Raw genomic sequence first — 24,455 nt, 5'->3', positions numbered from 1 at the left:
AGGACGGCGCTGGTGTTGTCCGGGGGCGGCGCTCGAGCCGCCTACCAGGTCGGCGTGCTGTCGGCGGTGCGCGAGCTGCTGCCCGACAAGCGGGTCAATCCGTTTCCCATCCTGTGCGGCACCTCGGCCGGCGCGATCAACGCCGCCGCGCTGGGTGTCTACAGCGAGGACTTCGGCGACGCCGTCGACAACCTGCTGTACATCTGGCGCAATTTCGAAGCCGGTCAGGTCTATCGCGCCGACCCCTGGGGCATAGGCAAGACCGGCGCGCGCTGGCTGATGGCGCTGATGTTCGGCTGGGCGGTGGACCGCTATCCGAAATCGCTGCTCGACAACACGCCGCTGCGCGAACTGCTGGCTGCCCGGCTCGACTTCTCGCGTGTTGACCGGGCCATCCAGCGCGGTGCGCTGTACGCGCTGTCGATCACCGCCTCCGGCTATACCTCGGGCGACAGCGTCGCCTTCTTCGAGGGCGGCGACGGCATCGAGCCGTGGAAGCGCATGCAGCGCGCCGCCTCGCGCACGCCGCTCAAGGTCGAGCACCTGCTGGCCAGCAGTGCGTTGCCTTTCATCTTTCCGGCGGTACACATCAACCGCGAGTATTTCGGCGACGGCTCGATGCGCCAGCTGGCGCCGGTCAGTCCGGCGGTGCATCTGGGCGCCGAACGCATCTTCATCGTCGGCGTGGGGCGCATGAGCGAGAAGGACCCGCGCCGTCGCGGCCACGGCTACCCGTCGCTGGCGCAGGTCGCCGGCCACGCGCTGGCCAGCATCTTTCTCGATCAGCTGATGATAGACATCGAGCAGTTGCAGCGCGTCAACGACATCCTTGGCCGCATTCCGCCACACGTGATGGAGCAGATGGGCGTGCCCTTGCGGCCGATCGAAACGCTGGTGATCGCGCCATCGGAGCGGCTCGACGACATCGCCGCCCGCCACGTCGATGCGCTGCCGATAGGCGTGCGTACCCTGCTCGGCGGCATCGGCGGCACCCGGCGCGCCGGCGGCGGTCTGGCCAGCTATCTGCTGTTCGAAAAGCCCTTCACCCGGGCACTGATAGACCTCGGTTACCGTGACACGATGGCGCGCGCGGACGACGTGGTGAGCTTTCTTGGCCTGAAGTTTGCTGCGGAAATGCCGTCAAGTACTACTTCACGATCGTGAATTCGCCCTAAGAATACTTTCCAGGCTCTTATTTTCGTTTGAGAATTTGACATCGGGGGGTAAACTTCGGCCTCAATCGAACCGCCAGCAGGGGTCACACGCATGTTCCTGAAGTACCTGATGGTCAGCTGCACCGCGATGGCGCTGAGTTTCGTCGTCGCACCCACCGTCGAAGCCGCCTCCGGCAAGACGACCACCCAGGCCAAGGCCGGCAAGAAATCGGTCAAGGTCGCCAAATCCTCCAAGTCTGCGCGCATCAAGCAGGCGAGCATCAAGAAAACCTCCCGCAAGTCCGTCGCGGCAGTGCCGCGCGAGGCCGCCATGCCCGACATGGACGCACTCGGTCTGCCGAATGTGAAGTCGACCGCCGTGCTGGTGCAGGACCAGTACACGGGCGAAGTGCTGTTCGAGCGCAATTCGTCGGCCATCGTGCCGATCGCCTCGATCACCAAGCTGATGACCGCGATGGTGGCGCTGGACGCCAAGCCGGCGCTGGACGAGGTGCTTGAGGTGAGCGAGGAGGACATCGACCAGCTCAAGGGCACCCGTTCGCGTCTGGCGATCGGAACCCGGCTGACGCGCGAGGAAATGCTGCATCTGGCGCTGATGTCGTCGGAAAACCGCGCCTCGTCGGCGCTGTCGCGCTACTACCCGGGCGGCCACGCGGCCTTCATCGCAGCGATGAACCGCAAGGCGCACGACCTCGGTCTGGCCGACACGCAATTTTTCGACAGCACCGGTCTGAATCCGCGCAATGTGTCGTCGGCGCGCGATCTGGCGAAGATGGTGGCGGCGTCGGCCAGCTATCCGCTGATCCGCGAGTTCTCGACCACGCGCGACGGCTATTTCGCCGTCAATGGCCGCATGGTGCATTTCAACAACACCAACGCGCTGGTATCGAACCCCGAGTGGGAAATCGGTTTGCAGAAGACCGGCTTCACCAACGAGGCGGGCAAGTGCCTGGTGATGCAGGCGTGGATGAACCAGAAGCCGGTGGTGATCGTGCTGCTCGATTCCTGGGGCAGGCTGACCCGCATCGGCGACGCCAACCGCATCCGCCGCTGGGTCGAGCAGGTGGCCCAGCAGGGCGCCCGTCAGGGCTGAGCTCATGGTCGCTCCGGGCAGTCGCGGCGAGGTCGCTCTCTTCGTCACCTGCCTGGTCGACCTGATGCGGCCGTCCATCGCCTTCTCGGCACTTAAGCTGATCGAGGCGGCCGGTTACGTCGCCGTCGTGCCGGAGGCGCAGACCTGTTGCGGCCAGCCCGGCTACAACTCGGGCGACACCGCGGCGGCGCGCGCGCTGGCGCGCAAATTCATCGCCGAGTTCGAACGCTTCCCCTATATTGTCGCGCCGTCCGGCTCCTGTGCCGGCACGGTGCGCACGCACTATCCCGATATGTTCGGCGACGAGCCCGCGTGGCGGGCACGTGCAGAGGCGCTGGCGGCGAAAACCTTCGAACTGACGCAATTCCTGGTCGATGTCGCTGGCGTGACCGAGGTGCCGGGCGATTTCAACGGTTCGGTCACCTATCACGACAGCTGTTCCGGCCTGCGCGAACTGGGTGTGAAGCAGCAGCCGCGCGCGCTGCTCGACCGCATGCCGGGCGTCAAGCGGATCGAAATGCGCGAATGCGAGGAGTGCTGCGGCTTCGGCGGCCTGTTCGCGGTCAAGTATCCGGACATTTCCGGCACCATCGTGCAGCGCAAGTGCGAAGCGATACGTGGCACTGGCGCCTACGCAGTGGCGCTCGGCGACCTCGGCTGCATGATGAATATCGAAGGCCGGCTGCGCCGCAACGGCGACGAACTGACGCAGGTGATCCACATCGCCGAACTGCTCGCCGGCGACGCCGGGGGCCGGGACTGACATGGAAATCCGCTCGATGCACTTCGTGTCGCGGGTGCGCCAGCGGCTCGACGACCCGGAACTGCAACGCAACCTGAAGCGCACGCGCGGCCGCAATGCCGCATCGCGTGCCGCGGCCGTGGCCGCCTTCCCCGATTTCGACGCGGTGCGCGCACGCGCCACTGAAATCCGCGCCTCGGTGCTGCGCGATCTCGACGTCTGGCTGGAGCGTTTCGAGCAGAAGGCCATCGAGCGCGGCGCCACCGTGCTGTGGGCGCGCGACGGCGACCACGCCTGCGAACTGATCATCGACATCGCGCGTCGTCACGGCGTGCGCACGGTGGTGAAATCCAAGTCCATGGTGTCGGAGGAGGCCGGGCTGAACGCCGCGCTGGAGGCCGCCGGCATCCGCCCGGTCGAAACCGACCTCGGCGAGTACATCCTGCAGATCAACGACAACGAGCCCCCGTCGCACATCATCATGCCGGTGATTCACAAGTCGAAGGAGCAGGTGTCCGAACTGTTCGCGCGCGTGCATGGCACGGCGCCCAAGACCGATATCGAGGAACTGACGCACGAGGCGCGGGCGGTGCTGCGGCCGGAATTCCTCGGCGCCGACATGGGCCTGTCCGGCGGCAACTTTCTCGTCGCCGAAACCGGCTCGGTCGCCATCGTCACCAACGAGGGCAACGGCCGGCTGTGCACCACGCTGCCGCGCGTGCATGTCGCGCTGACCGGCATCGAGAAGGTGATTCCGACGCTGGAGGATCTGGCCACGCTGCTGCGCATCCTGCCGCGTTCGGCCACCGGTCAGGCCATCACCAATTACGTGTCGATGCTGACCGGCCCGAAGCAGGCCGGCGATGCGGATGGCCCGGAGCACATGTATTTCGTGCTGGTCGATGGCGGTCGCGCCGATCTGCTGGGCAGCGAATTCGAAGCCATGCTGCGCTGCATACGCTGCGGCGCCTGCATGAACCACTGCCCCGTGTACCAGACGATAGGCGGTCACTCCTACGGCTGGGTCTATCCGGGCCCGATGGGGTCGGTACTGACCCCGCTCTATCAGGGGTTGGACAAGGCGATGGACCTGCCGCAGGCGGCGACGCTGTGCAATCAGTGCGGCGTCGTCTGCCCGGTGTCGATTCCGCTGCCCGAACTGATGCGCACGCTGCGTGAGAAGCAGGTCGAGCGCGGCCTGAGGCCCTGGTCGGAGCGCATCGCCACCAGGCTGTGGGCCTGGGTCGCGGCACGCCCGAAGCTGTATGCGCTGGGCACCCGCGTCGCCGTGCGCTATCTGCGCTGGCTGGCCGACGGGCGCGACCGCATTCAGGTCATGGGTGTCGCGCCAGGCTGGACCGCCCAGCGCGATTTTCCGGCGCCAGCGGCGAAGACCTTCCGCGAGCTCTATGCTGAGCGCCAGCGCGGAGGCGGGAAATGAGCGTGCGTGACGACATCCTCGGTCGCCTGCGTCGCCAGCTGGGCCGCACCGACAGCACAAGCGCCGCCGCACGCGCGCGCGTCGAGGCGACGATAGCGCAGCCACAAACCGGGCCGCGCGCTGCCGCCGACGGCTTGCTCGACCGTTTCATCGAACGCGCGCTGGCAATGATTTCAACCGTCGACCGCTGCGCCACCGAAGCGGAAGTGCCTGCGCACTGTGCCGACTGGCTGCGCGGGCAGGGGCTGCCGACGACGCTGGTCGTCGCCCCGGCGCTCGCCACGCTGGACTGGGCCGGCGCCGGTCTGGATGCACGCATCGGGGCGGCGACCGGCGACGATCTGGTCGGCGTCACCGGCTGCTTCCGCGCCATCGCCGAAACCGGCACGCTGATGCTCTGTTCCGGGTCGCAGTCGCCGGCCGTCAACAGCCTGCTGCCGGAGACGCATATCGCGGTGGTTCCGCGCCAGCACATCGTCGCCGACATGGAAGCCGCCTGGGCCGATGCCCGGCGCGAACTCGCACCTTGGCCACGGGCGGTCAATTTCGTTTCAGGACCGTCGCGCACGGCCGATATCGAACAGACCATCGTGCTTGGCGCCCATGGCCCCTACCGCGTGCATCTGCTGATCGTCGGCTGAGCACGACAGTCCCGGAGGCTGTCGGCCGAAGCGGTTTGCACGGATAATCCGCGCCAAGCGAGGCTTGGCCCGCCAAGAAATCACCGAACAAGAACCGCCTGTCCAGCCGCATATGTCCGCACAGCCAAAAGGCCGTTACGTCCGCCGCCATCTCGTCCTCTGCCTGTTTCCGCTCGCGTCGGCGATGCACGACGCGCAGGCGCAGGACGAGCCGGAATCGCCCTTCCTCGACGACGACCTGCCGGTCGTGCTGTCGATGACCCGCATGCCGCAGCGCATCGACGACGCGCCGGGCGCGGTCACGCTGTTCACCCGCGAGGACATCGAGCGCCTCGGCTACCGTCGCCTGCCGCAACTGCTGCGCCTGGTGCCCGGCATGAACGTGATGAGCGACACCGGGCATTCGCCGGCGCTGTTCTATCACGGCCTCGGCACGCTGAACCCGAACCGGATGCAGGTGCTGATCGACGGCCGCTCGGTCTATTCGCCCTATCTGTACGGCTATGTGGACTGGGACGCGCTGCCGCTGACGATGGACGAGATCGAGCGCATCGAGGTGGTGCGCGGTTCGAACGCGGCCACCTATGGATCGAACGCGGTGGCGGGCGTGGTCAATATCGTCACCCGATCCAGCATCGACGGCCCGGCGGCCAGCGTGGCGCTGACCGGCGGCAGCCGCAACGTGTCCGACCTGTCGGCGCGTATGCGCCGCAGTTTCGGCCCGCTCAGCGTCGCCATCAATGCGCGCACCATGGGCGACGAGGGTTTTGAACACCGCAACGACGATGCGCGGCTGAACGCCTCGACGCTACGGGCCGACCTGGCGCTGAACGGTTCCGACGAGATCAGCCTGATGGCCGGACAGAGCAGCGGCTACCGTGGCGTCGGCTACCCCTTCGGCGTCAGTGGCAACACAGACAACGCCAACGGCTTCCGCGATGTGCATACCGACAACTGGTTCGCCCATCTGCGCTTCCGCCGCATCGTGGCGACCGATCACGAGTGGTCGGTCGGCTACTACCACAACGAGGACAAGGGGCGCGAAGAGTGGTTCGGCGTACTTGGCCCGCTGCGCCTGCCGATCGATTACAACCGTACCGCGACCCGCCAGAACCTTGATTTCCAGTACCAGTTCGTGCCGGTGAGCGACTGGCGGCTGGCGCTGGGGGCTGAATTCCGTCGCGACGAACTGCGCTCGGACCGCATGTTCTTCGTCACCGGCCGCGAGTCCCAGGGTCTGTTCCGCGTGTCCGCCAATGCCGAATGGCGGCCGAACGAGTACTGGACCTTCAACTTCGGCAACATGATCGAGCGCTTCCAGAACCAGAGCCCGCAGGCGTCGCCGCGCGTTTTCGCCACGCTGCACGTGACGCCGCAGCACGCGATCAAGGCCGGGGTGAGCCGAGCCTTCCGCCAGCCGGCACTGATCGAGGCACGCGGCGATTCGCGCTTCATCTATCCGCAACTCATTCCCCTCCTGCCGCCGCAGTTTGCCGGCCGCGTGATTCGCACCTATGTCGGTACGCCGGGCCTGCAGCCGGAACGGCTCGATTCGGCGGAACTGGGCTACGTCGGGCAGTTCGGATCGTCGACGCTGGACGTGCGCGTGTTCCACGAGCGCTTCAATCACCTGATCACCGAAACGCGCTACGAGGATCCGGATTACCTCGAACGCGGGCGGACCTATATCGAAGGCCCGGGCGCGCAGATCACCGGCATCGAGTACCAGTATCGCTATCGTGGCGACGGCCGCGAAATCTGGTGGTCGCACGCGATCCCGCGCATCAGTTCGGAGCCGGTGTGTGACCCGGGGCAGACCTGCTATGCGGACACGATTCCGACGTCGTCCTGGTCGCTGACCTGGATGGAGCAGTTCAGACACGACTGGTCGATCGCTGCAACGCTGTTCGGCGTCAATTCGGCGCACTACCTGAATGGCAGCAAGCGCGTGCGTGCGTACCAGACGATGGATGCACGCGTGGCGAAGAAATTCCGCAGCGGCAACATGACGTGGGAAGCTGCCCTTGCAGTAACCGACATCGGTCAGGGTTACGAAACCTTCAACGACGATCAGGGCGCGCGCGTGCCGTTCAACCGCGTCGCCCGCCAGACCATGCTGACGCTGCGCTCCAGCTGGTTCTGAAGCGAGCGCTGCGATCCCGTATCATGATCGCCGGATAAACAGGCGGTCTACGCAAGGAGGCGGGGTGCGGAGTCGGTTCGGACTCAATCGACTCGGATTCCGCAGCCGTGTGCTGGTGGCGGCCCTGCTGCCATCGGTGGCGATCGCGCTGGCGCTGGCTGTCCATTTCACGTCCACCCGCATCGCCGACATCGAGCGCGCGCTGATCGACCGCGCCATGCTGCTCACCGCCAGCCTGGCGCCGGCTTCCGAGTACGGTCTGTTTGCCGGCAACATCGACATCCTGCAGTCGATCGCCGATGCCTCGCTGCGCGAGCGCGATGTCGACGGGCTGGTCGTGTTCGACCGCGACCACGTGGTGCTGGCCCGGGCAGGGCGTACGCGCATGCCTGAACGCAGCGTGACCGATGGCCTCGGCGCGCCGACGCTGCTCGAAAGCACCGACGATTACCATCTGTTCGCCGCACCCGTGTTCAGCGTGCAGGCGCGACCCGACCCGCTGTTCGACGACGGTGACGAGACACCCGCGGTCAGCCGGCTTGGCGTGGTCGTGGTGCAGGTGTCGCGGCTGGGCAGTGCGCAGGCGCGACGCGAACTGATCGTCAGTGCAGCGCTGATCACCGCCGGTGGCCTGCTGCTGGCGGGCCTGTTCGCACGCATCCTGTCCGACGGCGCCACCGCGCCGGTGCGCGCGCTGGCCGACACGGTGCGCCGCATCGAACAGGGCGACTTCTCGGCGCGCGCGCGCACCGGCGCGCGCGGCATCATGCAGGTGCTGGAGGACGGCATCAACCGGATGGCCGTCACGCTCAGCGGGGCGCGGGCCGACCTCGAACAGCGGGTGCTCGACGCGACCGCTCAGCTGCAGCAGCAGAAGGAGAGGGCCGAGCAGGCGAGCCGGGCCAAGACCCAGTTCGTCGACGCGCTGCTGCACGACCTGAGCCAGCCGCTGATGGCGATGGGTCTCGACATCCGCACGCTGAAACTGCGCCTGCGCGACGACGAAAGCAGCGGTCTGCTGACCCGGCTGGAGCGCTCGTCGATGAAGCTGGAGAACATGCGCGACGTGCTGCTCGACGTCGCACGGCTGGAATCCGGCGCCACCCAGCCGCGCATCACCGACTTTCCGCTCTGGCGCGTGTTCGAAAGTCTGCGCCTCACCTTCGAGGCACAGGCGGCGGAGAAGGGCCTGCGCTTCGAACTGTATCCGACGCGCGCCTGGTGCCGTTCCGACCCGCTGCTGCTCGAACGCGTACTCGCCAACCTGGTGTCGAACGCGCTGCGCTATACCGCACAGGGTGCCGTGTTCGTCGGCGTCCGCTGGCTCGGCGACGAGGTGCTGCGCATCGAGGTGCGCGACAGCGGCCAGGGCATTCCGCCGGAGCGCATCGACGACGTGTTCGACGAATTCGTGCGCCTGCCCGGAACCGACCCCGGCAGCGGTGGCCGCGGCATGGGACTGGGGCTCGCCATCGTGCGCCGGCTGTGCACGCTGCTCGGTCATGCGCTGGCCGTGCGTTCACGCCCCGGGCGCGGTTCGAACTTCAGCGTGACGGTGCCGCGCGTGCATGCCTTCGTGCCGGCGCCGGTCGAGGACGAACTGCAGGGCCTGCGGCGGCTGGCCAAGCGTCGCGTTGCACTGATCGACGACGATCCGGCCATCCTGCAGTCGCTGCAGTCGCTGCTGGCGTCGGTCGGCATCGACGTGGTGTCGGGCACCTCGCCCGATTTCGTGCTGCGCCAGCTGCGCCAGGCGGGCGCGCCCGACTTCATCATCAGCGATTACCAGCTCGGTGACGGTGTAGATGGCCTGTCGGCGGTGCGCTCACTGCGGCGGGAACTGGGCGAGCACATTCCGGCGCTGATCATGACCGGACTGGCGGCCACGCGCGAGCTGGAGATCGAACTGGAGACGCACGGCATTCCGCTGGTCGCCAAACCGGTGCGACCGGTGGTGCTCGACGCGGTGATCGGCGGCCTGCTCGACGCCGCAGAGGAGGGCTGACCGCCTATGCGCCGCCCTTCGGCGGCCGTCGCGGCAGGCGTATGCCCATCTGCGACAGCGCGAACACCGCCTGCGTGCGGTTCTTCACCGCGAGCAGACGCAGGATGGTCGAAATGTGGGTCTTGGCCGTCCCGTCCGAAATGCCCAGTTCGCGGCAGATCAGCTTGTTCGGCATGCCTTCGATCATCAGGCCGAGCACCTGTATCTGGCGCGGCGTCAGGCCGATGTCGGCGAGGTCCTGTATCGTCGGCCGCGGCGGCTGCGGGTGGATGGCGTCGTCGAGCACCTGCTGCGGCACGTAGATGCCGCCCTTCAGCACCAGCTGCAGAGCGCTCACCAGCACCGAAGTGGTCGAACTTTTGGAGATGAAACCCATCGCACCCTGGTCGATGGCGTCGGTGATCGTGTGTCGGTCGTCCTGTGCCGAAATGACCACCACCGGCACGTCCGGGAATTCGCTGCGCAACTGCGTCAGCAAGGTCGTGCCTTCGGCGTCCGGCAGGTTGAGGTCGAGCATGACCAGATCGGGGCGCAGGCCGCCGCGCAGCATGGTCAGCGCGCGCGAGGCGAGCAGGGCGCAGCGGATGTCCGGCTCGCTGTCGATTTCGGTCAGCACGCTGCGCAGGCCTTCCACGACGAGCGGCTGGTCTTCGACGATCATTACCTGCATGGGCGTTTCTCGCAATCGGGCGACGGACGGATTTTATATGCTGCAGTGTTTGCAATTCTGCCGCAGCGCAATGGAGAACATGTCTTGAATCACGGCCTCATCCTGTTTGGACACGGATCGCGCGATCCGGAATGGGCGCGCCCGCTGCGCGAAGTGGCGGCGCAGGTGGCGGCGGGCGACGGCGCACCGCAGGTCGAGCTGGCCTTTCTCGAATTCCTCGAACCGACGCTGGAACAGGCATGCGACCGGCTCGCCGCGGCCGGCGTCACGCGCATTGCCGTGCTGCCGATGTTCATCGCGCAGAGCGGTCATGTGCGGCGCGACCTGCCGGCGCAGCTCGACGCGGCGCGCGCACGTCACCCGTCGCTGCGCATCGACCTCGCTACCGCGGTCGGCGAAGACCCGCGCGTGCAGGCGGTAATGGCCGAGGTCGCGCGTTCGGCGCTGGCCGGCTGAGCGCGCTCAAGCCGTCGGTTACGCTGCCGTTACAGCTTGCGATGAGCGGGGGGCGACGGACTCCAAGGCCCGCCGCTCGCCTACAACGCGGAGCACTTCCTTATGGTGAGCATGTCGGCCCCGGTCAGACTTCTGATCGTCGATGACGAGCCCTTCAACCTCGAAATCATTGGTGAGTACCTCGACGGGCAGGGTTACGAGCTGACCATGGCGCGCGACGGCGTCGAGGCATGGGAATACCTCGAGAACGCCGAGATCGATTTCGACCTGCTGGTGCTGGACCGCATGATGCCGCGCCTGGACGGCATGGAACTGCTGCGGCGCGTGCGTCGCACGCCGCGTCTGAGCGGTCTGCCGGTCATCATGCAGACTGCCGCCGCCACGCCCGATCAGGTGCGCGAGGGACTGCAGGCCGGCGCCCGCTACTACCTGACCAAGCCCTACGAACCGGATGCGCTGCTGGCCATCGTCAAATCGGCGCTGGAAGAGGCGCACCGCACCCGCGAAATCCGGTTGCAGGCCGAGGGCATGCGCCGCGCCATGGCTGCGCTGCGCCGTGCCGAGTTCGAGTTCAGCACGCTGGGTCAGGCAACCGAACTGGCCTCGCTGGCCTCGCTGGTATCGCCCGAGCCCGAGAACATCGTGATGGGCCTGAGTGAGCTGATGATCAACGCGGTCGAGCACGGCAACCTCGGCATCAGCTATGCCGAGAAATCGCGGCTGCGGCTGGAGGACTGCTGGCAGGAAGAGGTCGAACGGCGTCTGCTGCTGCCGGAGTACGCCGACCGCCGTGCTCGACTGCTGATCGAATGCGGCGACGAGGCCGTGCGCTACACGGTCAGCGACGACGGCGCCGGATTCGATTTCGCGCGCTATCTCGATTTCGATCCCGGGCGCGCCTTCGATCCGAACGGTCGCGGCATCGCGATGGCACGGCAGCTGTGCTTCCGCAGCCTCGAATACAAGGGCTGCGGCAACGTGGTCACGGCAACGGTGGAACTGCCATGAGCAGTGCAGTCGGCATGGCGCAGGCGGCGCCGGCGCAGCAGGCTGCACCGCTGAGGCAGATGACGGTGCTGGTGGTCGACGACACCCTGGTCGGCCGCGCGACCGTCAGCGCGCTGGTGCGCCGGCTCGGCCATCGCTGTATCGAGGCGTCCGACGGTGCCGGTGCGGTGCAGGCCTACCGCGCCTACCGCCCCGACGTTGTGCTGATGGACGTCGTGATGCCCGGCATGGACGGGCTGGAGGCAACGCGCGAGCTGCGCCGTCTGGCGGCCGAAACCTTCCTGCCGATACTGCTGCTGTCCGCCCGCTCCGACGACGCCGACATGATTGCCGGTCTTGAAGCCGGCGCCGACGACTACCTGACCAAGCCGATCAACTTCGCCATCCTGACCGCCAAGCTCGCCAACTGCGCGCGCCAGATCGTCATGCATGCCAGCATGGCGAACTACCGCGCCGAGCAGGAGGAGGAAATCGAGTTCGCGCGGCACGTGATCGAGCGCCAGGTGCAGGGCAAGGCGGCCGACGATCCTCGCGTGCACTACTCGGTCACGCCGACCGCGCAGTTCTCCGGCGATATCGTCGCCGTGGCGCATTCGCCGTCCGGTGCTCTTTATGCGCTGCTGGCCGACGCGACCGGCCACGGTCTGGCGGCCGCGATCAGCGTGCTGCCGGTGCTGCAGGTGTTTTTCGGCATGGCCAAGAAGAACCTGTCGCTCGGCCTGATGGCCAGCGAAATCAATCGTCACCTGATGTCCTCGCTGCCGGTCGGCCGTTTCGTTGCGGCCACCATGGTGCGTCTGGACGCCGGCGAGGGCGAGGTCTGGGTGGGCGGCACGCCCGAGGCGCTGTGGCTGGATCGCAGCGGCGCGGTGATCGAGCGCTTCGCGTCGGCCAATCTGCCCCTGGGCATCGACGGTGACGACGCGATGGACGTGCCGCCGCAGCGCTTCACCTGGACGCCCGGCGACCAGCTGGTGCTGTGTTCGGACGGACTGGTCGAGGCTCTGGGCATCCGCGGTGACGCCTTCGGCCAGCAGCGGTTCGAACAGGTGCTGCACGACAGCGCGCCGGCGCAGCGCCACGATGCGGTGCGCGAGGCGCTCGCCATGCATCTGGACGGGGCGCTGGCGCACGACGACGTGTCGCTGATGGTGATCGACCTCGACTGAGGCCTTCGCGCAAGTCCTTGTCACAGCTTGGTTTGGCGGCTTCCGGACAGTGCTTGGCACGGCGATTGCATCGAGCAGGTCCGGAATCCCTTTCCCGACTGAACAATGGCCGTTCTGAATGTCCTGGTGGTAGACGAATCGCGCAAGCGCGCCGCTGAAATCTGCGCCGGGCTCGCCTGCGCCGGTTACCAGGTGGCCGCGGTACTGTCGAGCGCCTACGACCTGCACATGAAGGTCGAGGAAATAAAACCGGACGTCATCCTGATCCAGACCGATTCGCCGTCGCGTGACACGCTGGAGAACATGGCGGCGATGGACCGCGAAATGCCGCGCCCGGTCGTCGTGTTCGCCAACGATTCCGACAGCAAGACCATACGCCGCGCGATGAAGGCGGGTGTGTCGGCCTATGTCGTCGACGGCCTGGAGCCCAAGCGCATCAAGCCGGTGATCGATGTCGCGCTGGCGCGTTTCGAAGAACACCAGGAACTGCGACGCTCGCGCGACGAGGCGCGGCAGAAGCTGAGCGAGCGCATCTCGATCGATCGCGCCAAGGGCATCCTGATGAAGCTGCGTGGCATCGACGAGGACGCGGCCTATCACACGCTGCGCAAACTCGCGATGGAGCGCGGCAAGACCATTGCCGCGGTGTCCGAGGACTTCATCGCCACCGCGCGCCTGCTCGGCTGACCGGCCGAGTCTTCACTTCTCCCCAGTGCCACACCTCGCCGTCGGCGCAGCGCACAGCTGCGCAGCGGATGGCCATCCGCCATCGCCGCACACGCGTGCCACAAGACCGACGGCGGCCGGCGTCACGCCTTCGACATGCATGCGCCGGTTCGACATGGTGCGTACGCACGCTGCTGTCGCACCGCACAAGTGCGGCCGTGTCGAACCGTATCCTCGCGTTCAGTTTCTGGTTGTGTCTTCAAGTTATTGAAATAAAATAGGTTTTGCGTTGTGTTCCGGGGTTGGCACGGCCCGTGCTAATCACCGTTCAAGGCGCAACAACGTGGTTGCGGCCAGCGAGGCGAGAAGCCTCCATAAGGGACAAGGGTGTCCATCCGGTCGGCTTCTCAGCCGCGGATGCACACCCTTTTTTCATTCTGGAATCGATCATGAAACTACGGAGAACACGATGGCTGAGCATCCGAAGCAGGCAGACAGCGTCATTGACACCAGTGCAACACGCCGCAGCTTTCTCAAGCAGGGCGCCGCACTCGGTGTGGGAGCTTCGCTGATGAGCATGGTGCCCCCCGGCGTGCGTTCGGCGGCCTGGGCCGCCGGTTCCGACGCCCCCGAAAAGAAGGAAGTGCGCATCGGCTTCATCCCGCTGACCGACTGTTCCAGCGTCGTCATGGCGGCGGTGGAGAAGTTCGACGAGAAGTACGGCATCAAGATCATCCCGTCGAAGGAAGCGTCGTGGGCGGCGGTGCGCGACAAGCTGGTCAATGGCGAACTGGATGCCGCGCACGTGCTGTACGGCCTCGTATATGGCGTCCATATGGGTATCGGCGGCCCGAAGAAGGACATGGCCAACCTGATGACGCTGAACAACAACGGTCAGGCCATCACGCTCGCCAACAAGCTGAAGGACCAGGGCGTGACCGACGGCGCCAGCCTGCAGAAGCTGATCGCCGCCAAGCCGGGCGAATACACCTTCGCCCAGACCTTCCCGACCGGCACCCACGCGATGTGGCTGTACTACTGGCTGGCGGCCAACGGCATCAACCCGATGAAGGACGTCAAGGTGATCACCGTGCCGCCTCCGCAGATGGTCGCCAATATGCGCGTCGGTAACATGGACGGCTACTGCGTCGGCGAGCCGTGGAACAACCGGGCCATCATCGACAAGATCGGCTTCACCGCGGTCACCACTCAGGACATCTGGGTCGATCACCCGGAGAAGATCCTCGGCACCACCGCCGAGTGGGTGGCGAAGAACCCGAACACTGCACGCGCAATGACCGCCGCCATCCTCGATGCCGGCCGCTGGATCGACGCCTCGCTGGCCAACCGTCGCAAGACGGCGGAAACCGTGGCCGCCAAGTCATACGTGAACACCGACATGGACGTCATCCTGGAGCGCATGCTGGGTCGCTATTCCAATGGCCTGGGCAAGAGCTGGGACGACAAGAACGCGATGAAATTCTTCAACGACGGCGCGGTGAACTACCCCTACCTGTCGGACGGAATGTGGTTCCTGACCCAGCACAAGCGCTGGGGCCTGATCAAGACCGACCCCGACTATCTGGCCGTCGCCAAGGCGATCAACCGCACCGACATCTACAAGCAGGCCGCCGCCGCCGCCGGTGTCGCCGTGCCGAAGAGCGACATGCGCACGCACAAGCTGATCGACGGCGTCGTGTGGGACGGCAAGGACCCGAAGAAGTACGCCGGCAGCTTCAAGATCAACGCCGCGTAATGTTCCCGGCGCGGGGCCTGCCCCGCGCCGACCGGTACTGAAAGGAATACGCCATGAGTGCAGCAACCCTCACATCAGACAAGGTCGTGTCCATGCATGCCACCCCGTCCGCGGTGCCGGCCCCGGCCGCCAACGAGCCGGCCGCGCCGGTCGCGAAGGCCGCGCCGCGCGAGCCGCGCACGCCGATCTCCGAAATCCTGCTCGCGGTGTTCAAGGCGGTGTTCCCGCCGATCGCCGGCATGGCGCTGCTGGTTGCCGTGTGGGCGCTGCTGGCGGCCAAGGGCGGCAGCATTCCCGGTCCGCTCGCGGTCTGGGACGCGGCCAAGGTGCTGTTCGCCGATCCCTTCTACAACAACGGCCCCAACGACATGGGCATAGGCTGGAACGTGCTGTCCTCGCTGCAACGCGTCGGCATCGGCTTCGGCTTCGCGGCGCTGGTGGGCATTCCGCTCGGCTTCATCATCGGCCGCTTCGCCTTCATGAACGCGATGTTCGATCCGGTCATTTCGCTGCTGCGCCCGGTCAGTCCGCTGGCCTGGCTGCCGATCGGCCTGCTGGTGTTCAAGCAGGCGGATCCGGCGGCGACCTGGACCATCTTCATCTGTTCGATCTGGCCGATGATCATCAACACCGCGGTCGGCGTGCAGCGCGTGCCGCAGGACTACATGAACGTGGCCCGCGTGCTCGACCTCGACGAGTGGAAGATCGTCACCAAGATCCTGTTCCCGTCGGTGCTGCCCTACATGCTGACCGGCATCCGCCTGTCCATCGGCACCGCCTGGCTGGTCATCGTTGCCGCGGAAATGCTGACCGGCGGCGTGGGCATCGGTTTCTGGGTTTGGGACGAGTGGAACAACCTGAAGGTGGAGCACATCATCATCGCCATCTTCGTCATCGGCATCGTCGGCCTGCTGCTCGAACAGGCGCTGCTGCTGCTCGCCCGTCGCTTCTCGTACGGCAACAGCTGATCCCATCGAACTGCATTGAACTGAGGCGGCCGGCACGTTGTGTCGGCCCGCGAGGAGACCACCATGAGCAAGACCATCGTGAAAGTCGAGAACGCAGGCATGACCTTCGATACCAAGAAGGGCAAGTTCGTCGCGTTGCGCGACATCGACCTCACCATCGCCGAAGGCGAGTTCGTCACGCTGATCGGCCACTCCGGCTGCGGCAAGTCCACGCTGCTTAACCTGATCGCCGGCCTGACCCTGCCCACCTCCGGCAACCTGATCTGCGACGGCCGCGAGATCGCCGGCCCGGGCCCGGAGCGCGCAGTGGTGTTCCAGAATCACTCGCTGCTGCCCTGGCTCACCTGTTTCGAGAACGTGCTGCTGGCGGTCGAGCGCGTGTTCGGCAAAAAGGAGGGCAAGACCAAGCTGAAGGCGCGCGCCGAGGCGGCGCTCGACATGGTGCACATGACCCATGCGCTGCATAAGTACCCGCACGAGATTTCCGGCGGCATGAAGCAGCGTGTCGGCATCGCCCGTGCCTTCGCGATGGAACCGAAGATCCTGCTGATGGACGAGCCCTTCGGCGCGCTCGACGCGCTGACCCGCGCCAGCCTGCAGGACGAACTGAACGGCGTGATGGAAAAGACCGGCGCCACCGTGGTGATGGTGACGCACGACGTCGATGAGGCGGTGCTGCTGTCTGACCGCATCGTCATGATGACCAACGGTCCGGCCGCCACCATAGGCGAAATCCTCGACGTGAAGCTGGCGCGCCCGCGCGACCGGCTGAAGCTGGCGCACGACGCCGATTTCGTTGAGTACCGCGCCGCGCTGCTCGAGTTCCTGTACCAGAAGCAGGTGAAGAAGGCGGCCTGATGGCCTGAGTAACATGTCGTCGGGAAGGGCGGGCCGCGGCCCGCCTTTTCCATTTGTGCCATCGCTTCGCGCTCGGCGCGGAAATGAACCGTGGCGCGGGCGGTATCCCGCCCATCGCGGCAGTCTCCCGCGCTTATCATCGCCGTCATCGAATACAGCTGAGGCATGCCGATGACGGCCGACGCAAACAGGGTTCTGCTGATCGACGACGACGCCGAGCTCAGTGCGATGCTTGGCGAGTACATCGCCAATGAAGGGTACGCGGTCGAGCGCGCGGCCGATGGAGAGAGCGGTCTGACGCTGCTGCGCCACGGCGACTTCGCCATCGTCGTGCTCGACGTGATGATGCCGCGCGTGTCCGGCATCGAAGTGCTGCGCCGGCTGCGCGCCTTCTCCGGCGTGCCGGTGCTGATGCTCACCGCGCGTGGCGACGATATCGACTGCGTGCTCGCGCTCGAACTGGGTGCCGACGACTACGTGCAGAAGCCATGCACGCCGCGCGAACTGGTGGCGCGGCTGCGTGCGATCCTGCGGCGCATCGGCGGCGCGCGCGCGCAGGCGGCAAGCGACGACGCCATCGTCGTCGGCGCGCTGGCCGTGTGGCCGCAGCGGCGCTGCGCCGAGTACGGCAGTACGCCGCTCACGCTCACAAGTTCCGAGTACGGCCTGCTCGAAGTGCTCGCGCGCAACGCCGGCAGCGTGGTGTCCAAGGCCGAGCTGTCGCTGCAGGCGCTGGGCCGGCCGATGGGCCCTTACGACCGCAACATCGACGTGCACGTGAGCGCCATCCGGCAGAAGCTCGCGCCGCTCAGCGGCGGTCGCCCGCTGATACAGACGGTGCGGGGCGTCGGCTACCAGTTGGTGCGCGCCTAGTGGGCCGGTTGTTCTGGAAGCTGTTCTTCGCCTTCGTCGCCGCGCTGGCGGTGGCGGCGCTGCTGGTGGCGCTGGCGCTGTCGCTGATCTGGCCGCGGGAGGGCCGCGGGCCACGGCCACAATCGGTGCTCATGGCCGACACGGTCGAGGTGCTGCTGCGCGAGCAGGGGCCGCCGGCGACCGTGGCGCTGCTTGAGATCTGGCGCGCGCAGCAGGTGCCGCTGCCGCTGCTGGTGCGGCCCGACGGCAGTGAGCAGTTCGGGCGTACGGTGAGCGCCGAACGACTGGAAGGCGCGCGGGTCGTGTCCATCGAAGGCGCGCAGTGGAAAGTGCTGGCGGCCGCGCGCGGTGATCGACCGCCGTCGGCGGCCGGTGTGCCACTGCCGCCGCCGCCCTTTCTCGAAGTGGTCGCGCTGCTGATCGGCGCGCTCACCTTCAGCGCCGCATTGGCCTGGTATCTGTCGCGCCCGGTGCGTCACCTCAGCCAGGCGTTCGACGCGCTGGCCGGTGGCGATCTGGGCGTACGTACGGCGGCACGGATCGGCCGCCGGCGCGACGAAATCGCCGATCTCGGCCGCGGCTTCGACCGCATGGCGGCACGCATCGAACAGCTGGTCGACGCGCAGCGCCGGCTGCTGCACGACGTGTCGCACGAACTGCGTTCGCCACTCGCGCGGATGAGTGCCGCCATCGGTCTGGCACGGCAGGACCCGTCGCGGATCGAAGCGATGCTGGAGCGCGTCGAACGCGAGACGGCCCGGCTGGACACCCTGGTCGGCGAACTGCTGGGTCTGGCGAGGCTGGAGCACGACGCCGCGCACACGCTGCCGCAGCCGGTGGCGCTCGACGCCCTGCTGCACGATGTCGCCGGTGATGCGCGGTTCGAGGCGGCTGCGCGCGATGTCGAGGTCGTGCTGTCGATCGACGGCGCGGGGCCGGTCGTCAAGGGTCAGGTCGAACTGCTGCGCCGCACCTTCGACAACGTGCTGCGCAACGCGGTGAAGTACGCGCCGGCCGGTTCGGTGGTGCACATCGCGCTGGGCCGGGCCGATGGGCGTGCTTGCGTCAGCATCAGCGACGGCGGTTGCGGCGTCGCCGACGGCGAGCTGGAGCGCATCTTCGATCCCTTCTTCCGCGGCGAGCGCAGCGACGGTAGCCACGGCGCCGGCCTCGGCCTGTCGATCGCGCGGCGCGCGGTCGAGGCGCATGGAGGCGACATCCGCGCGTCGAACGCCGAAGGCGGTGGCCTGCGCGTCGATATCCGGCTGCCGGCCGAGGGCTGACGCGTCTTTACACAGTCGCGCGCCGGCAGTGCTTGCCGCTGCACCGGTCGACCGCTGCGTCGGTGAGGGCCATCGGTGCTTCCGCACGATGCGGACGGCGGCGAAACTTGCCGGCGCATGACGAAGGTGTCGCTGCGGCACGCGACGCGGTGTCGCCGTGTAAAGAGTACGGCGCAACGCATCCCGCTTCCTTTACGTACGCTCACGCGCTTTTACCCGAAACGGCCGGTTGGCGCGCCGTTTCGGGCCGATAACTTGCCCTGTGACCGGTGGCTGCCGATGCCGGCGGCCGCATTTCTCATACACACAGGAGCATGAACATGAGCATATCGGGCGTGGGCAGCAGCATGGCTTCGGCGATGCAGTCGGCAATGCAGGCCAACCGGCCGCAGAAACCGGATGCGTCGGCGATGGCGGCGGATGTCTTTGCGCTGCTGGACAGCGGCGGCAAGGGCTATATCGACAGCAGCGATCTGGCCGGTGCGCTGGAATCGACCGGCAGCAGTGCCTCCGCCGAGGACCTGCTCGGCGCGATGGACAGCGACGGCGACGGCAAGGTGACCGAGCAGGAACTGGGCAGCCTGCTGCAGAAGGTGGCCGACCAGCTGGAGGACAGTTTCGGCGCGGCGCGCGTCGGCCAGGCGATGGGCAACCGTCCGCCGCCGCCCCCGCCGCCGGCGGGCGAGGACGAAGGCATGAGCGTCGAGCAGCTGGGCGCGATGGCGGAAGAGGCCGAGGCATCGGGCAGCGCCGGGGCGAGCGAACTGGCGGCGCTGGTCGAGTCCTTCGACGAGGCGGACACCGACGGCGACGGCAAGGTGAGCTTCCAGGAGGCGATGGCTTTCCGCGAGTCGGAAGCGGCCGCCTCGGGTGAGTCGTCCGACAGCCGTCCGCCGCCGCCGGACGAGGCCGCGCGCGACGAGCGCATGCTGGCGCGCGTGCTGCAGATGCTGCAGGAATACGCGGGCGACCCCAGCACGGCGACTACCGGATCGACGCTGTCGGTCAGCGCCTGAGCAGGGCATGTCCGTTCCGGCCCCCGCGCCGGAACGGGACATGCCGGCCGATCGACGACAGGCTTGACGACGGGCAGTTGTTATATAGAATGAGAAGCGTTCTCATCAAAGCGCGGGCACGGCCCGGGTGTTGACGGGAATCCACTCTGGCATCCGGCGGCAGGTCCGGTCCGGAGCCAGTACCTCGAATTGCCTCCCAGCGAAGACAGAAGGCCAGGCCGGGCAAACACCTTCGTTCATCGGGAGATAGATTCAATGAAGCAGTCAGTCCTCGTCCGTTCCGTCGTCAGCGTTGCCCTGATTTCGGCTTCCGCCTTCGCCCACGCCAACGGCACCCATGAGCAGTTCGTCGATCCGGCGGCTTCGCTGTCCTTCGATGGCTGGAACGAGCTCAACCGCAACCGCACCGGCGGCGCGCTGACGGTCGAAGAACTGGTTGCCGGCAGCGGCTCGAATGTCGCCGGCTCGGGCGACGCGGTGTTCACCCGCGTCAGCGGCGACCACTACCCGGCCGGTTTCGGCCTGTACGGCGGCGCCTCCACGTTCACCTTCACCGACATCACCGTCGATGCCGGCGCGACCGCGCTGGTGTTCCAGGGCATCATCAACGACTTCGACGGCCAGTTTGGCGGCACGCCGTTCAGCCTGACGCTGAGCTACAACGGCGGCAGCCAGGCCATCGCCGGCACGCTGGTTGACAGCGCACTGAACGGTGGCGTCAGCGACTACTTCCGCTACACATGGGATCTGAGCGCGCTGGGCACGCCTGTCGGCGCCTACACGCTGACGCTGAATGCCGGTTTCTCGCAGATGCTGGCCTTCCAGATCGACCAGGTCGCTGCCGTGCCGGAGCCGGAAACCTATGCGCTGATGCTGCCCGGCCTCGGCCTGATCGCGCTGTCGGTGCGTCGGCGGATGCGCGGCGTCTGATCGTCGGTCCGCCAGCCGCCGTGTCGACGGCGGTCGCGGCAAAGCAAAGGGCGCCGCATGCGGCGCCCTTTTTACCTCCAGCGATCCGCCTCAGCGCAGGTTGCCGCGCAGTCTCTGCACGTCGAGCGAACTGACTGGCGCCGCGGTGTTGCCCCAGCTGCCGCGGATGTGCGACACCACCAGCGCCACTTCGTCGTCGCTGAGTGCGGCGGCGAAGGGCGGCATGCCGTAGGGGCGCGGGTTGCCACGCGTGGCCGGCGCGTAGCCGCCGCCCAGCACGATGCGCACCGTGTTCGCCGGCGGGTCCATCGTCACTGCGCGGTTGCCGGCCAGCCCCGGCCAGATGCCCGGCTTGCCCTCGCCGCGCTCGCCGTGACAGTCGGCGCAGTGCTCGCCGTAGAGCTGGGCACCGCGCTCGCGTCGCAGTTCGTCCAGTACGCCGGTCGACTCCGCCTTCACCGACTGCGTCACCGGCAGCGACTTCAGATAGACCGCCATCGCGTCGAGATCGGCCGCCGACAGGTATTGCGTGCTGCCGAACACCACTTCGGCCATCGGCCCGGCGGCGGTCGCGTTGCCGCTCACGCCGTCGCGCAGCAGCGCCACGATGTCGTCCTTTGCCCAGTCGGCGACGCCAGCTTCGTGCGGCGAGGTGAGCGAGGGCGCGTACCAGTTCTGCACCGGCATCAGTCCGCCGGCCAGCGCGTCCGGATCGCTGCTCGCGCCGAGTGCGTTGCGCGGCGCGTGGCAGGCGCTGCAGTGGCCCAGACCCTGCACCAGATAGGCGCCGCGGTTCCAGTCCTCGGGCTTGGTCGCGTCGGCGACGAACACGCCCGGCTTGAAATAGAGCGCCCGCCAGGCCAGCAGCGCCGCCTGCGTGTCGTAGGGGAAGCGCAGCGCGTGCGGCCGATTCGGCCGTTCGACCGGCGGCAGCGTCTGCAGCCAGGCCCAGATCGCGTCGGCATCGGCGCGCGTGACGCGGGTGTAGCTGGTGTAGGGGAAGGCCGGGTAGAGCAGGCGGCCGTCGCGCGCGCGACCTTCGTGCAGCGCCTTCCAGAAGTCGTCGGCCGTCCATTGGCCGAGCCCGGTTGTCGGGTCCGGCGTCAGATTGCTGGTGTAGATCGTGCCGAAGGGCGTGTCCATCGCCCGGCCGCCGGCCCAGGGCGTGCCGCCCGGCGCGGTGTGGCAGGCCATGCAGTTGCCGGCGCGCGCGAGGTATTCACCGCGCGCGACCTGTGCCGCGCGGTCTTCGTCCGCCGCGCCGGTGGCCGGCGGATCCGTTGCCGGTTGCAGCGCGAGATAGACGCCTGCCGATGCGGCGAGCAGCAGCGCTGCGATCAGGAGACGCTTCATCGCGCACCCTCCTGCACGCCGCCGCAGCGTATCGGCAGCGCCTTGTCGAGATGCGCGGCCGGCTTGCCGCCTTGGGCGACCGCCTGCGACGACAGCCAGTGGGCGACCGCCTGGATGTCGTCGGCGCTCATGCGCTGGGCGATCTGCGCCATGCAGTCCGGCGCGTGCGCCTGGCGGATGCCGCTTTTCCAGCCGGCGAGCTGGGCTGCCAGATAGTCGCGTGGCAGGCCGAGCAGGCCGGGTATTGCCGGCGCGACGCCGGTCAGTGCGCTGCCGTGACAGCTTTCGCAGGCCGGAATGTCGCGCGTCGCGTCGCCGCGGCGCACCAGTGCCTCGCCGCGCGCCAGTGTCGCGGCCTTCTGCGTGCTGCGCGCCGGCGGCGGGTAGGGCAGTTCGAGCGCCGCGAAGTGTCCGGCCATCTCGCGCAGGTAGTCGTCGCTGAGCGTCTGCAGCAGACCGGTCATCAGCGGGTACTGACGGCGGCCGTCGCGGAAGTTCAGCAGCTGGTTGTACAGATAGCCGGCCGGTTTGCCGGCGATGCGCGGGTAGTAGCCGTCGGCGGCGGCACGGCCTTCGGCGCCGTGGCAGCCGGTACAGGCGAGCACGCGCTGCTCCATGTCGCCAGCGGTGGGCGAGGCCTGCACGACGGAGCTGGCAGCGGCTGCGGCGACCAGTACGGCCGCAACTCTGGACAGGGCGGCGGTGAGCGGGGTGCGGATCATGGTGAGGCTGAGAGCAGTGCGACGATGCGTGCGGATGATAAGCGCAGCGGCCGCGGGCGCCGGGTTATGACCCGATGCACCGTAACGGTGCGGTCACAGGCTGCGTATCTTACGGAGCAGAGCGGTGGTCGAACGCTCGTGTTCGAAGGCGATCGATTCGACCCGGCCGCCGCGCGCCAGCACTTCGGCCGCACCGACGATGCGCTCGACCGGCCAGTCGCCACCCTTGACCAGCACGTCCGGCGTGCACGCCTTGATCAGGTCGAGCGGCGTGTCGGCGTCGAACCAGGTGACCAGGCTGACCGACTCCAGCGCGGCGATCACCGCCGCGCGGTCTTCCAGTGCATTGACCGGACGGTCCTCGCCCTTGCCCTGACGCTTCACCGAGGCGTCAGTGTTCAGCGCGACGATGAGCGAGCCGCCGAGTGCGCGCGCCTGCGCGAGGCAGGTGACGTGGCCGCGGTGCAGGATGTCGAAACAGCCGTTGGTGAACACCACCGGGCCGGGCAGCGTGCGGCGGCGTGCCGCGAGTTCGTCCGGCGGGCAGATCTTGGCTTCGAAGGCCGGCGTGCCGCCCTGCATCAGGCGGCGCCAGCGTACTGCTTGCGGAAGCGGTTCAGGTCGCCCACCGTCTTGAAGCTTTCGCCGAACAGCGAACTCAGGTTGCGCAGGATGCCGCCGATCACGCGCGCCTCGCAGTCCTTGTCGAAGCGGATCTGCTCGTCCAGCCAGCGCTCCAGCCACTCCGGGTCCGGCAGTCGCGACTGCACGGTGTCGCGCGGGAAGTGCGCCTTGCTCACGTGCAGATTGGTCGGGTGCATCGGCTTGCCGGCGCGGCCGCTGGCGGCCATCAGCATGCCGATCTTCGAGAACGCGGCGCGCGCGGCGTCGCCGGCCTGATCGATCGCCCGCTTCATGTACTTCAGATAGGCGCCGCCGTGACGGGCCTCGTCGCGCGACAGCAGGTCGTAGATGTGCTTGATCACCGGCTCGGTATGCCATTCGGAAGCGCGGCGGTACCACTGGGTCAGGCGCACCTCGCCGCAGAAATGCAGCATCAGCGTTTCCAGCGCCGGCGCCGGGTCGAACTCGAAGCGCACTTCGTGCAGTTCCTCTTCGGTCGGCGCAAGATCGGGGCGGAAGCGGCGCAGGTATTCGATCAGCACCAGCGAGTGCTTCTGTTCCTCGTAGAACCAGATCGACATGAAGGCCGAGAAGTCGGAATCGTCGCGGTTGTCGCGCAGGAACATTTCGGTGGCCGGCAGCGCCGACCATTCGGTGATGGCGTTCATCTTGATCGTCATCGCCTGTTCGTCGGACAGCAGCGAGGCATCGAAACTGTCCCAGGGCACGTCTTTCGCCATGTCCCAGCGGGCGGATTCGAGTGACTTGAACAGTTCGGGATAGAGCATGCAGGGCTCCTGAAGAAAAAGGCATTTTACGCGAGCAGAAGTCAGCCCGATGACAGCTCTCCGCGTGGCGAGGTC

General features: G+C 67.3%; 23 protein-coding genes. 18 read left to right on the top strand and 5 right to left on the bottom strand.

The features are described 5' to 3' along the window. The first annotated feature begins 15 nt into the window (after positions 1-15). The 7 genes from METRZ18153_RS0114420 to METRZ18153_RS0114390 all read left to right on the top strand — a co-directional run bounded on the left by METRZ18153_RS0114420 (position 16) and on the right by METRZ18153_RS0114390 (position 9,240). The gene (locus tag METRZ18153_RS0114420; RefSeq protein ID WP_043364242.1) at positions 16-1,164 is read left to right on the top strand and encodes a patatin-like phospholipase family protein; all 1,149 of its coding nucleotides are present in this window, start codon (positions 16-18) and stop codon (positions 1,162-1,164) included. A 102-nt stretch (positions 1,165-1,266) separates the two neighbouring features. Beyond that, the gene (pbpG, locus tag METRZ18153_RS0114415) at positions 1,267-2,268 is read left to right on the top strand and encodes a D-alanyl-D-alanine endopeptidase (protein WP_020165389.1); all 1,002 of its coding nucleotides are present in this window, start codon (positions 1,267-1,269) and stop codon (positions 2,266-2,268) included. A 4-nt stretch (positions 2,269-2,272) separates the two neighbouring features. Next, a complete protein-coding gene (locus tag METRZ18153_RS0114410) occupies positions 2,273-3,031 on the top strand; it encodes a (Fe-S)-binding protein (RefSeq protein ID WP_020165388.1) in 759 nt (252 codons plus the stop codon). Between the two features lies 1 nt (position 3,032). Next, entirely contained in the window at positions 3,033-4,451 is a 1,419-nt protein-coding gene (locus METRZ18153_RS0114405) for a LutB/LldF family L-lactate oxidation iron-sulfur protein (protein ID WP_020165387.1), read from the top strand. Beyond that, positions 4,448-5,092, top strand: a complete 645-nt coding sequence (locus METRZ18153_RS0114400; protein ID WP_020165386.1) for a LutC/YkgG family protein — start codon at positions 4,448-4,450, stop codon at positions 5,090-5,092. Before METRZ18153_RS0114405 ends, METRZ18153_RS0114400 begins: the two co-directional genes overlap by 4 nt. A gap of 112 nt (positions 5,093-5,204) precedes the next feature. Beyond that, positions 5,205-7,235, top strand: a complete 2,031-nt coding sequence (locus METRZ18153_RS0114395; RefSeq protein ID WP_020165385.1) for a TonB-dependent receptor plug domain-containing protein — start codon at positions 5,205-5,207, stop codon at positions 7,233-7,235. 109 nt (positions 7,236-7,344) lie between these two features. Further along, positions 7,345-9,240 (top strand): hybrid sensor histidine kinase/response regulator, encoded by a 1,896-nt coding sequence (locus METRZ18153_RS0114390; RefSeq protein ID WP_020165384.1) that lies wholly within the window; start codon positions 7,345-7,347, stop codon positions 9,238-9,240. A gap of 4 nt (positions 9,241-9,244) precedes the next feature. Here METRZ18153_RS0114390 and METRZ18153_RS0114385 read toward each other — a convergent pair whose 3' ends face one another. Continuing rightward, on the bottom strand, positions 9,245-9,910 hold the full coding sequence (locus METRZ18153_RS0114385) for a response regulator (RefSeq protein WP_029143790.1): 666 nt from the start codon (positions 9,908-9,910) through the stop codon (positions 9,245-9,247). 84 nt (positions 9,911-9,994) lie between these two features. On the opposite strand from METRZ18153_RS0114385, the gene METRZ18153_RS0114380 reads away from it, so the two are divergent. The 11 genes from METRZ18153_RS0114380 (at position 9,995) to METRZ18153_RS0114330 (ending at position 20,893) form a co-directional block, all read left to right on the top strand. Further along, the gene (locus tag METRZ18153_RS0114380) at positions 9,995-10,366 is read left to right on the top strand and encodes a sirohydrochlorin chelatase (protein WP_020165382.1); all 372 of its coding nucleotides are present in this window, start codon (positions 9,995-9,997) and stop codon (positions 10,364-10,366) included. Positions 10,367-10,468: 102 nt separating this feature from the next. Further along, positions 10,469-11,374, top strand: a complete 906-nt coding sequence (locus METRZ18153_RS0114375) for a response regulator (protein ID WP_020165381.1) — start codon at positions 10,469-10,471, stop codon at positions 11,372-11,374. Further along, complete coding sequence (locus METRZ18153_RS0114370; protein WP_020165380.1) at positions 11,371-12,543, top strand: PP2C family protein-serine/threonine phosphatase; 1,173 nt, start codon at positions 11,371-11,373, stop codon at positions 12,541-12,543. Before METRZ18153_RS0114375 ends, METRZ18153_RS0114370 begins: the two co-directional genes overlap by 4 nt. A 105-nt stretch (positions 12,544-12,648) precedes the next feature. After that, positions 12,649-13,230, top strand: coding sequence for an ANTAR domain-containing response regulator (locus tag METRZ18153_RS0114365; protein ID WP_020165379.1), 582 nt, complete (start codon positions 12,649-12,651; stop codon positions 13,228-13,230). A gap of 448 nt (positions 13,231-13,678) precedes the next feature. Beyond that, positions 13,679-14,965, top strand: a complete 1,287-nt coding sequence (locus METRZ18153_RS0114360) for a CmpA/NrtA family ABC transporter substrate-binding protein (protein WP_020165378.1) — start codon at positions 13,679-13,681, stop codon at positions 14,963-14,965. 53 nt (positions 14,966-15,018) lie between these two features. Then, the gene (ntrB, locus tag METRZ18153_RS0114355) at positions 15,019-15,933 is read left to right on the top strand and encodes a nitrate ABC transporter permease (protein ID WP_029143789.1); all 915 of its coding nucleotides are present in this window, start codon (positions 15,019-15,021) and stop codon (positions 15,931-15,933) included. Between the two features lie 63 nt (positions 15,934-15,996). Then, positions 15,997-16,791: an ABC transporter ATP-binding protein gene (locus METRZ18153_RS0114350; RefSeq protein ID WP_019917394.1), complete on the top strand. Its 795-nt coding sequence runs from the start codon at positions 15,997-15,999 to the stop codon at positions 16,789-16,791. 171 nt (positions 16,792-16,962) lie between these two features. After that, positions 16,963-17,664: a response regulator gene (locus METRZ18153_RS0114345; RefSeq protein WP_020165376.1), complete on the top strand. Its 702-nt coding sequence runs from the start codon at positions 16,963-16,965 to the stop codon at positions 17,662-17,664. Next, positions 17,664-18,947 (top strand): sensor histidine kinase, encoded by a 1,284-nt coding sequence (locus METRZ18153_RS0114340; RefSeq protein WP_020165375.1) that lies wholly within the window; start codon positions 17,664-17,666, stop codon positions 18,945-18,947. The genes METRZ18153_RS0114345 and METRZ18153_RS0114340 overlap by 1 nt, the downstream gene beginning before the upstream one ends. A 320-nt stretch (positions 18,948-19,267) precedes the next feature. Next, complete coding sequence (locus METRZ18153_RS0114335; protein WP_020165374.1) at positions 19,268-19,963, top strand: EF-hand domain-containing protein; 696 nt, start codon at positions 19,268-19,270, stop codon at positions 19,961-19,963. A gap of 255 nt (positions 19,964-20,218) precedes the next feature. Further along, entirely contained in the window at positions 20,219-20,893 is a 675-nt protein-coding gene (locus METRZ18153_RS0114330) for a PEP-CTERM sorting domain-containing protein (RefSeq protein ID WP_020165373.1), read from the top strand. 90 nt (positions 20,894-20,983) lie between these two features. On the opposite strand, the gene METRZ18153_RS0114325 is transcribed toward METRZ18153_RS0114330, so the two are convergent. The 4 genes from METRZ18153_RS0114325 to METRZ18153_RS0114310 all read right to left on the bottom strand — a co-directional run bounded on the left by METRZ18153_RS0114325 (position 20,984) and on the right by METRZ18153_RS0114310 (position 24,380). Then, on the bottom strand, positions 20,984-22,246 hold the full coding sequence (locus METRZ18153_RS0114325; RefSeq protein ID WP_020165372.1) for a c-type cytochrome: 1,263 nt from the start codon (positions 22,244-22,246) through the stop codon (positions 20,984-20,986). Beyond that, positions 22,243-22,968: a c-type cytochrome gene (locus tag METRZ18153_RS0114320; RefSeq protein ID WP_020165371.1), complete on the bottom strand. Its 726-nt coding sequence runs from the start codon at positions 22,966-22,968 to the stop codon at positions 22,243-22,245. The genes METRZ18153_RS0114325 and METRZ18153_RS0114320 overlap by 4 nt, the downstream gene beginning before the upstream one ends. A gap of 93 nt (positions 22,969-23,061) precedes the next feature. Then, positions 23,062-23,550, bottom strand: a complete 489-nt coding sequence (rfaE2, locus tag METRZ18153_RS0114315) for a D-glycero-beta-D-manno-heptose 1-phosphate adenylyltransferase (RefSeq protein WP_020165370.1) — start codon at positions 23,548-23,550, stop codon at positions 23,062-23,064. After that, entirely contained in the window at positions 23,550-24,380 is an 831-nt protein-coding gene (locus METRZ18153_RS0114310; RefSeq protein WP_020165369.1) for a ferritin family protein, read from the bottom strand. The genes rfaE2 and METRZ18153_RS0114310 overlap by 1 nt, the downstream gene beginning before the upstream one ends. Positions 24,381-24,455: the final 75 nt, after the last annotated feature.

The sequence above is a fragment of the Methyloversatilis discipulorum genome (assembly GCF_000385375.1).
In the GTDB taxonomy this organism is placed as follows: domain Bacteria; phylum Pseudomonadota; class Gammaproteobacteria; order Burkholderiales; family Rhodocyclaceae; genus Methyloversatilis; species Methyloversatilis discipulorum_A.
This window is presented reverse-complemented; position numbering and strand designations above follow the sequence as displayed.

What these genes read in the sequence shown, in the direction of transcription:
- pbpG (WP_020165389.1), top strand. Translation starts at nt 1,267, where the DNA reads ATGTTCCTGAAGTACCTGATGGTCAGCTGCACCGCGATGGCGCTGAGT.
- METRZ18153_RS0114410 (WP_020165388.1), top strand. Translation starts at nt 2,273, where the DNA reads ATGGTCGCTCCGGGCAGTCGCGGCGAGGTCGCTCTCTTCGTCACCTGC.
- METRZ18153_RS0114405 (WP_020165387.1), top strand. Translation starts at nt 3,033, where the DNA reads ATGGAAATCCGCTCGATGCACTTCGTGTCGCGGGTGCGCCAGCGGCTC.
- METRZ18153_RS0114400 (WP_020165386.1), top strand. Translation starts at nt 4,448, where the DNA reads ATGAGCGTGCGTGACGACATCCTCGGTCGCCTGCGTCGCCAGCTGGGC.
- METRZ18153_RS0114395 (WP_020165385.1), top strand. Translation starts at nt 5,205, where the DNA reads ATGTCCGCACAGCCAAAAGGCCGTTACGTCCGCCGCCATCTCGTCCTC.
- METRZ18153_RS0114385 (WP_029143790.1), bottom strand. Translation starts at nt 9,910, where the DNA reads ATGCAGGTAATGATCGTCGAAGACCAGCCGCTCGTCGTGGAAGGCCTG.
- METRZ18153_RS0114375 (WP_020165381.1), top strand. Translation starts at nt 10,469, where the DNA reads ATGGTGAGCATGTCGGCCCCGGTCAGACTTCTGATCGTCGATGACGAG.
- METRZ18153_RS0114370 (WP_020165380.1), top strand. Translation starts at nt 11,371, where the DNA reads ATGAGCAGTGCAGTCGGCATGGCGCAGGCGGCGCCGGCGCAGCAGGCT.
- METRZ18153_RS0114365 (WP_020165379.1), top strand. Translation starts at nt 12,649, where the DNA reads ATGGCCGTTCTGAATGTCCTGGTGGTAGACGAATCGCGCAAGCGCGCC.
- METRZ18153_RS0114360 (WP_020165378.1), top strand. Translation starts at nt 13,679, where the DNA reads ATGGCTGAGCATCCGAAGCAGGCAGACAGCGTCATTGACACCAGTGCA.
- ntrB (WP_029143789.1), top strand. Translation starts at nt 15,019, where the DNA reads ATGAGTGCAGCAACCCTCACATCAGACAAGGTCGTGTCCATGCATGCC.
- METRZ18153_RS0114350 (WP_019917394.1), top strand. Translation starts at nt 15,997, where the DNA reads ATGAGCAAGACCATCGTGAAAGTCGAGAACGCAGGCATGACCTTCGAT.
- METRZ18153_RS0114345 (WP_020165376.1), top strand. Translation starts at nt 16,963, where the DNA reads ATGACGGCCGACGCAAACAGGGTTCTGCTGATCGACGACGACGCCGAG.
- METRZ18153_RS0114335 (WP_020165374.1), top strand. Translation starts at nt 19,268, where the DNA reads ATGAGCATATCGGGCGTGGGCAGCAGCATGGCTTCGGCGATGCAGTCG.
- METRZ18153_RS0114330 (WP_020165373.1), top strand. Translation starts at nt 20,219, where the DNA reads ATGAAGCAGTCAGTCCTCGTCCGTTCCGTCGTCAGCGTTGCCCTGATT.
- METRZ18153_RS0114325 (WP_020165372.1), bottom strand. Translation starts at nt 22,246, where the DNA reads ATGAAGCGTCTCCTGATCGCAGCGCTGCTGCTCGCCGCATCGGCAGGC.
- METRZ18153_RS0114320 (WP_020165371.1), bottom strand. Translation starts at nt 22,968, where the DNA reads ATGATCCGCACCCCGCTCACCGCCGCCCTGTCCAGAGTTGCGGCCGTA.
- rfaE2 (WP_020165370.1), bottom strand. Translation starts at nt 23,550, where the DNA reads ATGCAGGGCGGCACGCCGGCCTTCGAAGCCAAGATCTGCCCGCCGGAC.
- METRZ18153_RS0114310 (WP_020165369.1), bottom strand. Translation starts at nt 24,380, where the DNA reads ATGCTCTATCCCGAACTGTTCAAGTCACTCGAATCCGCCCGCTGGGAC.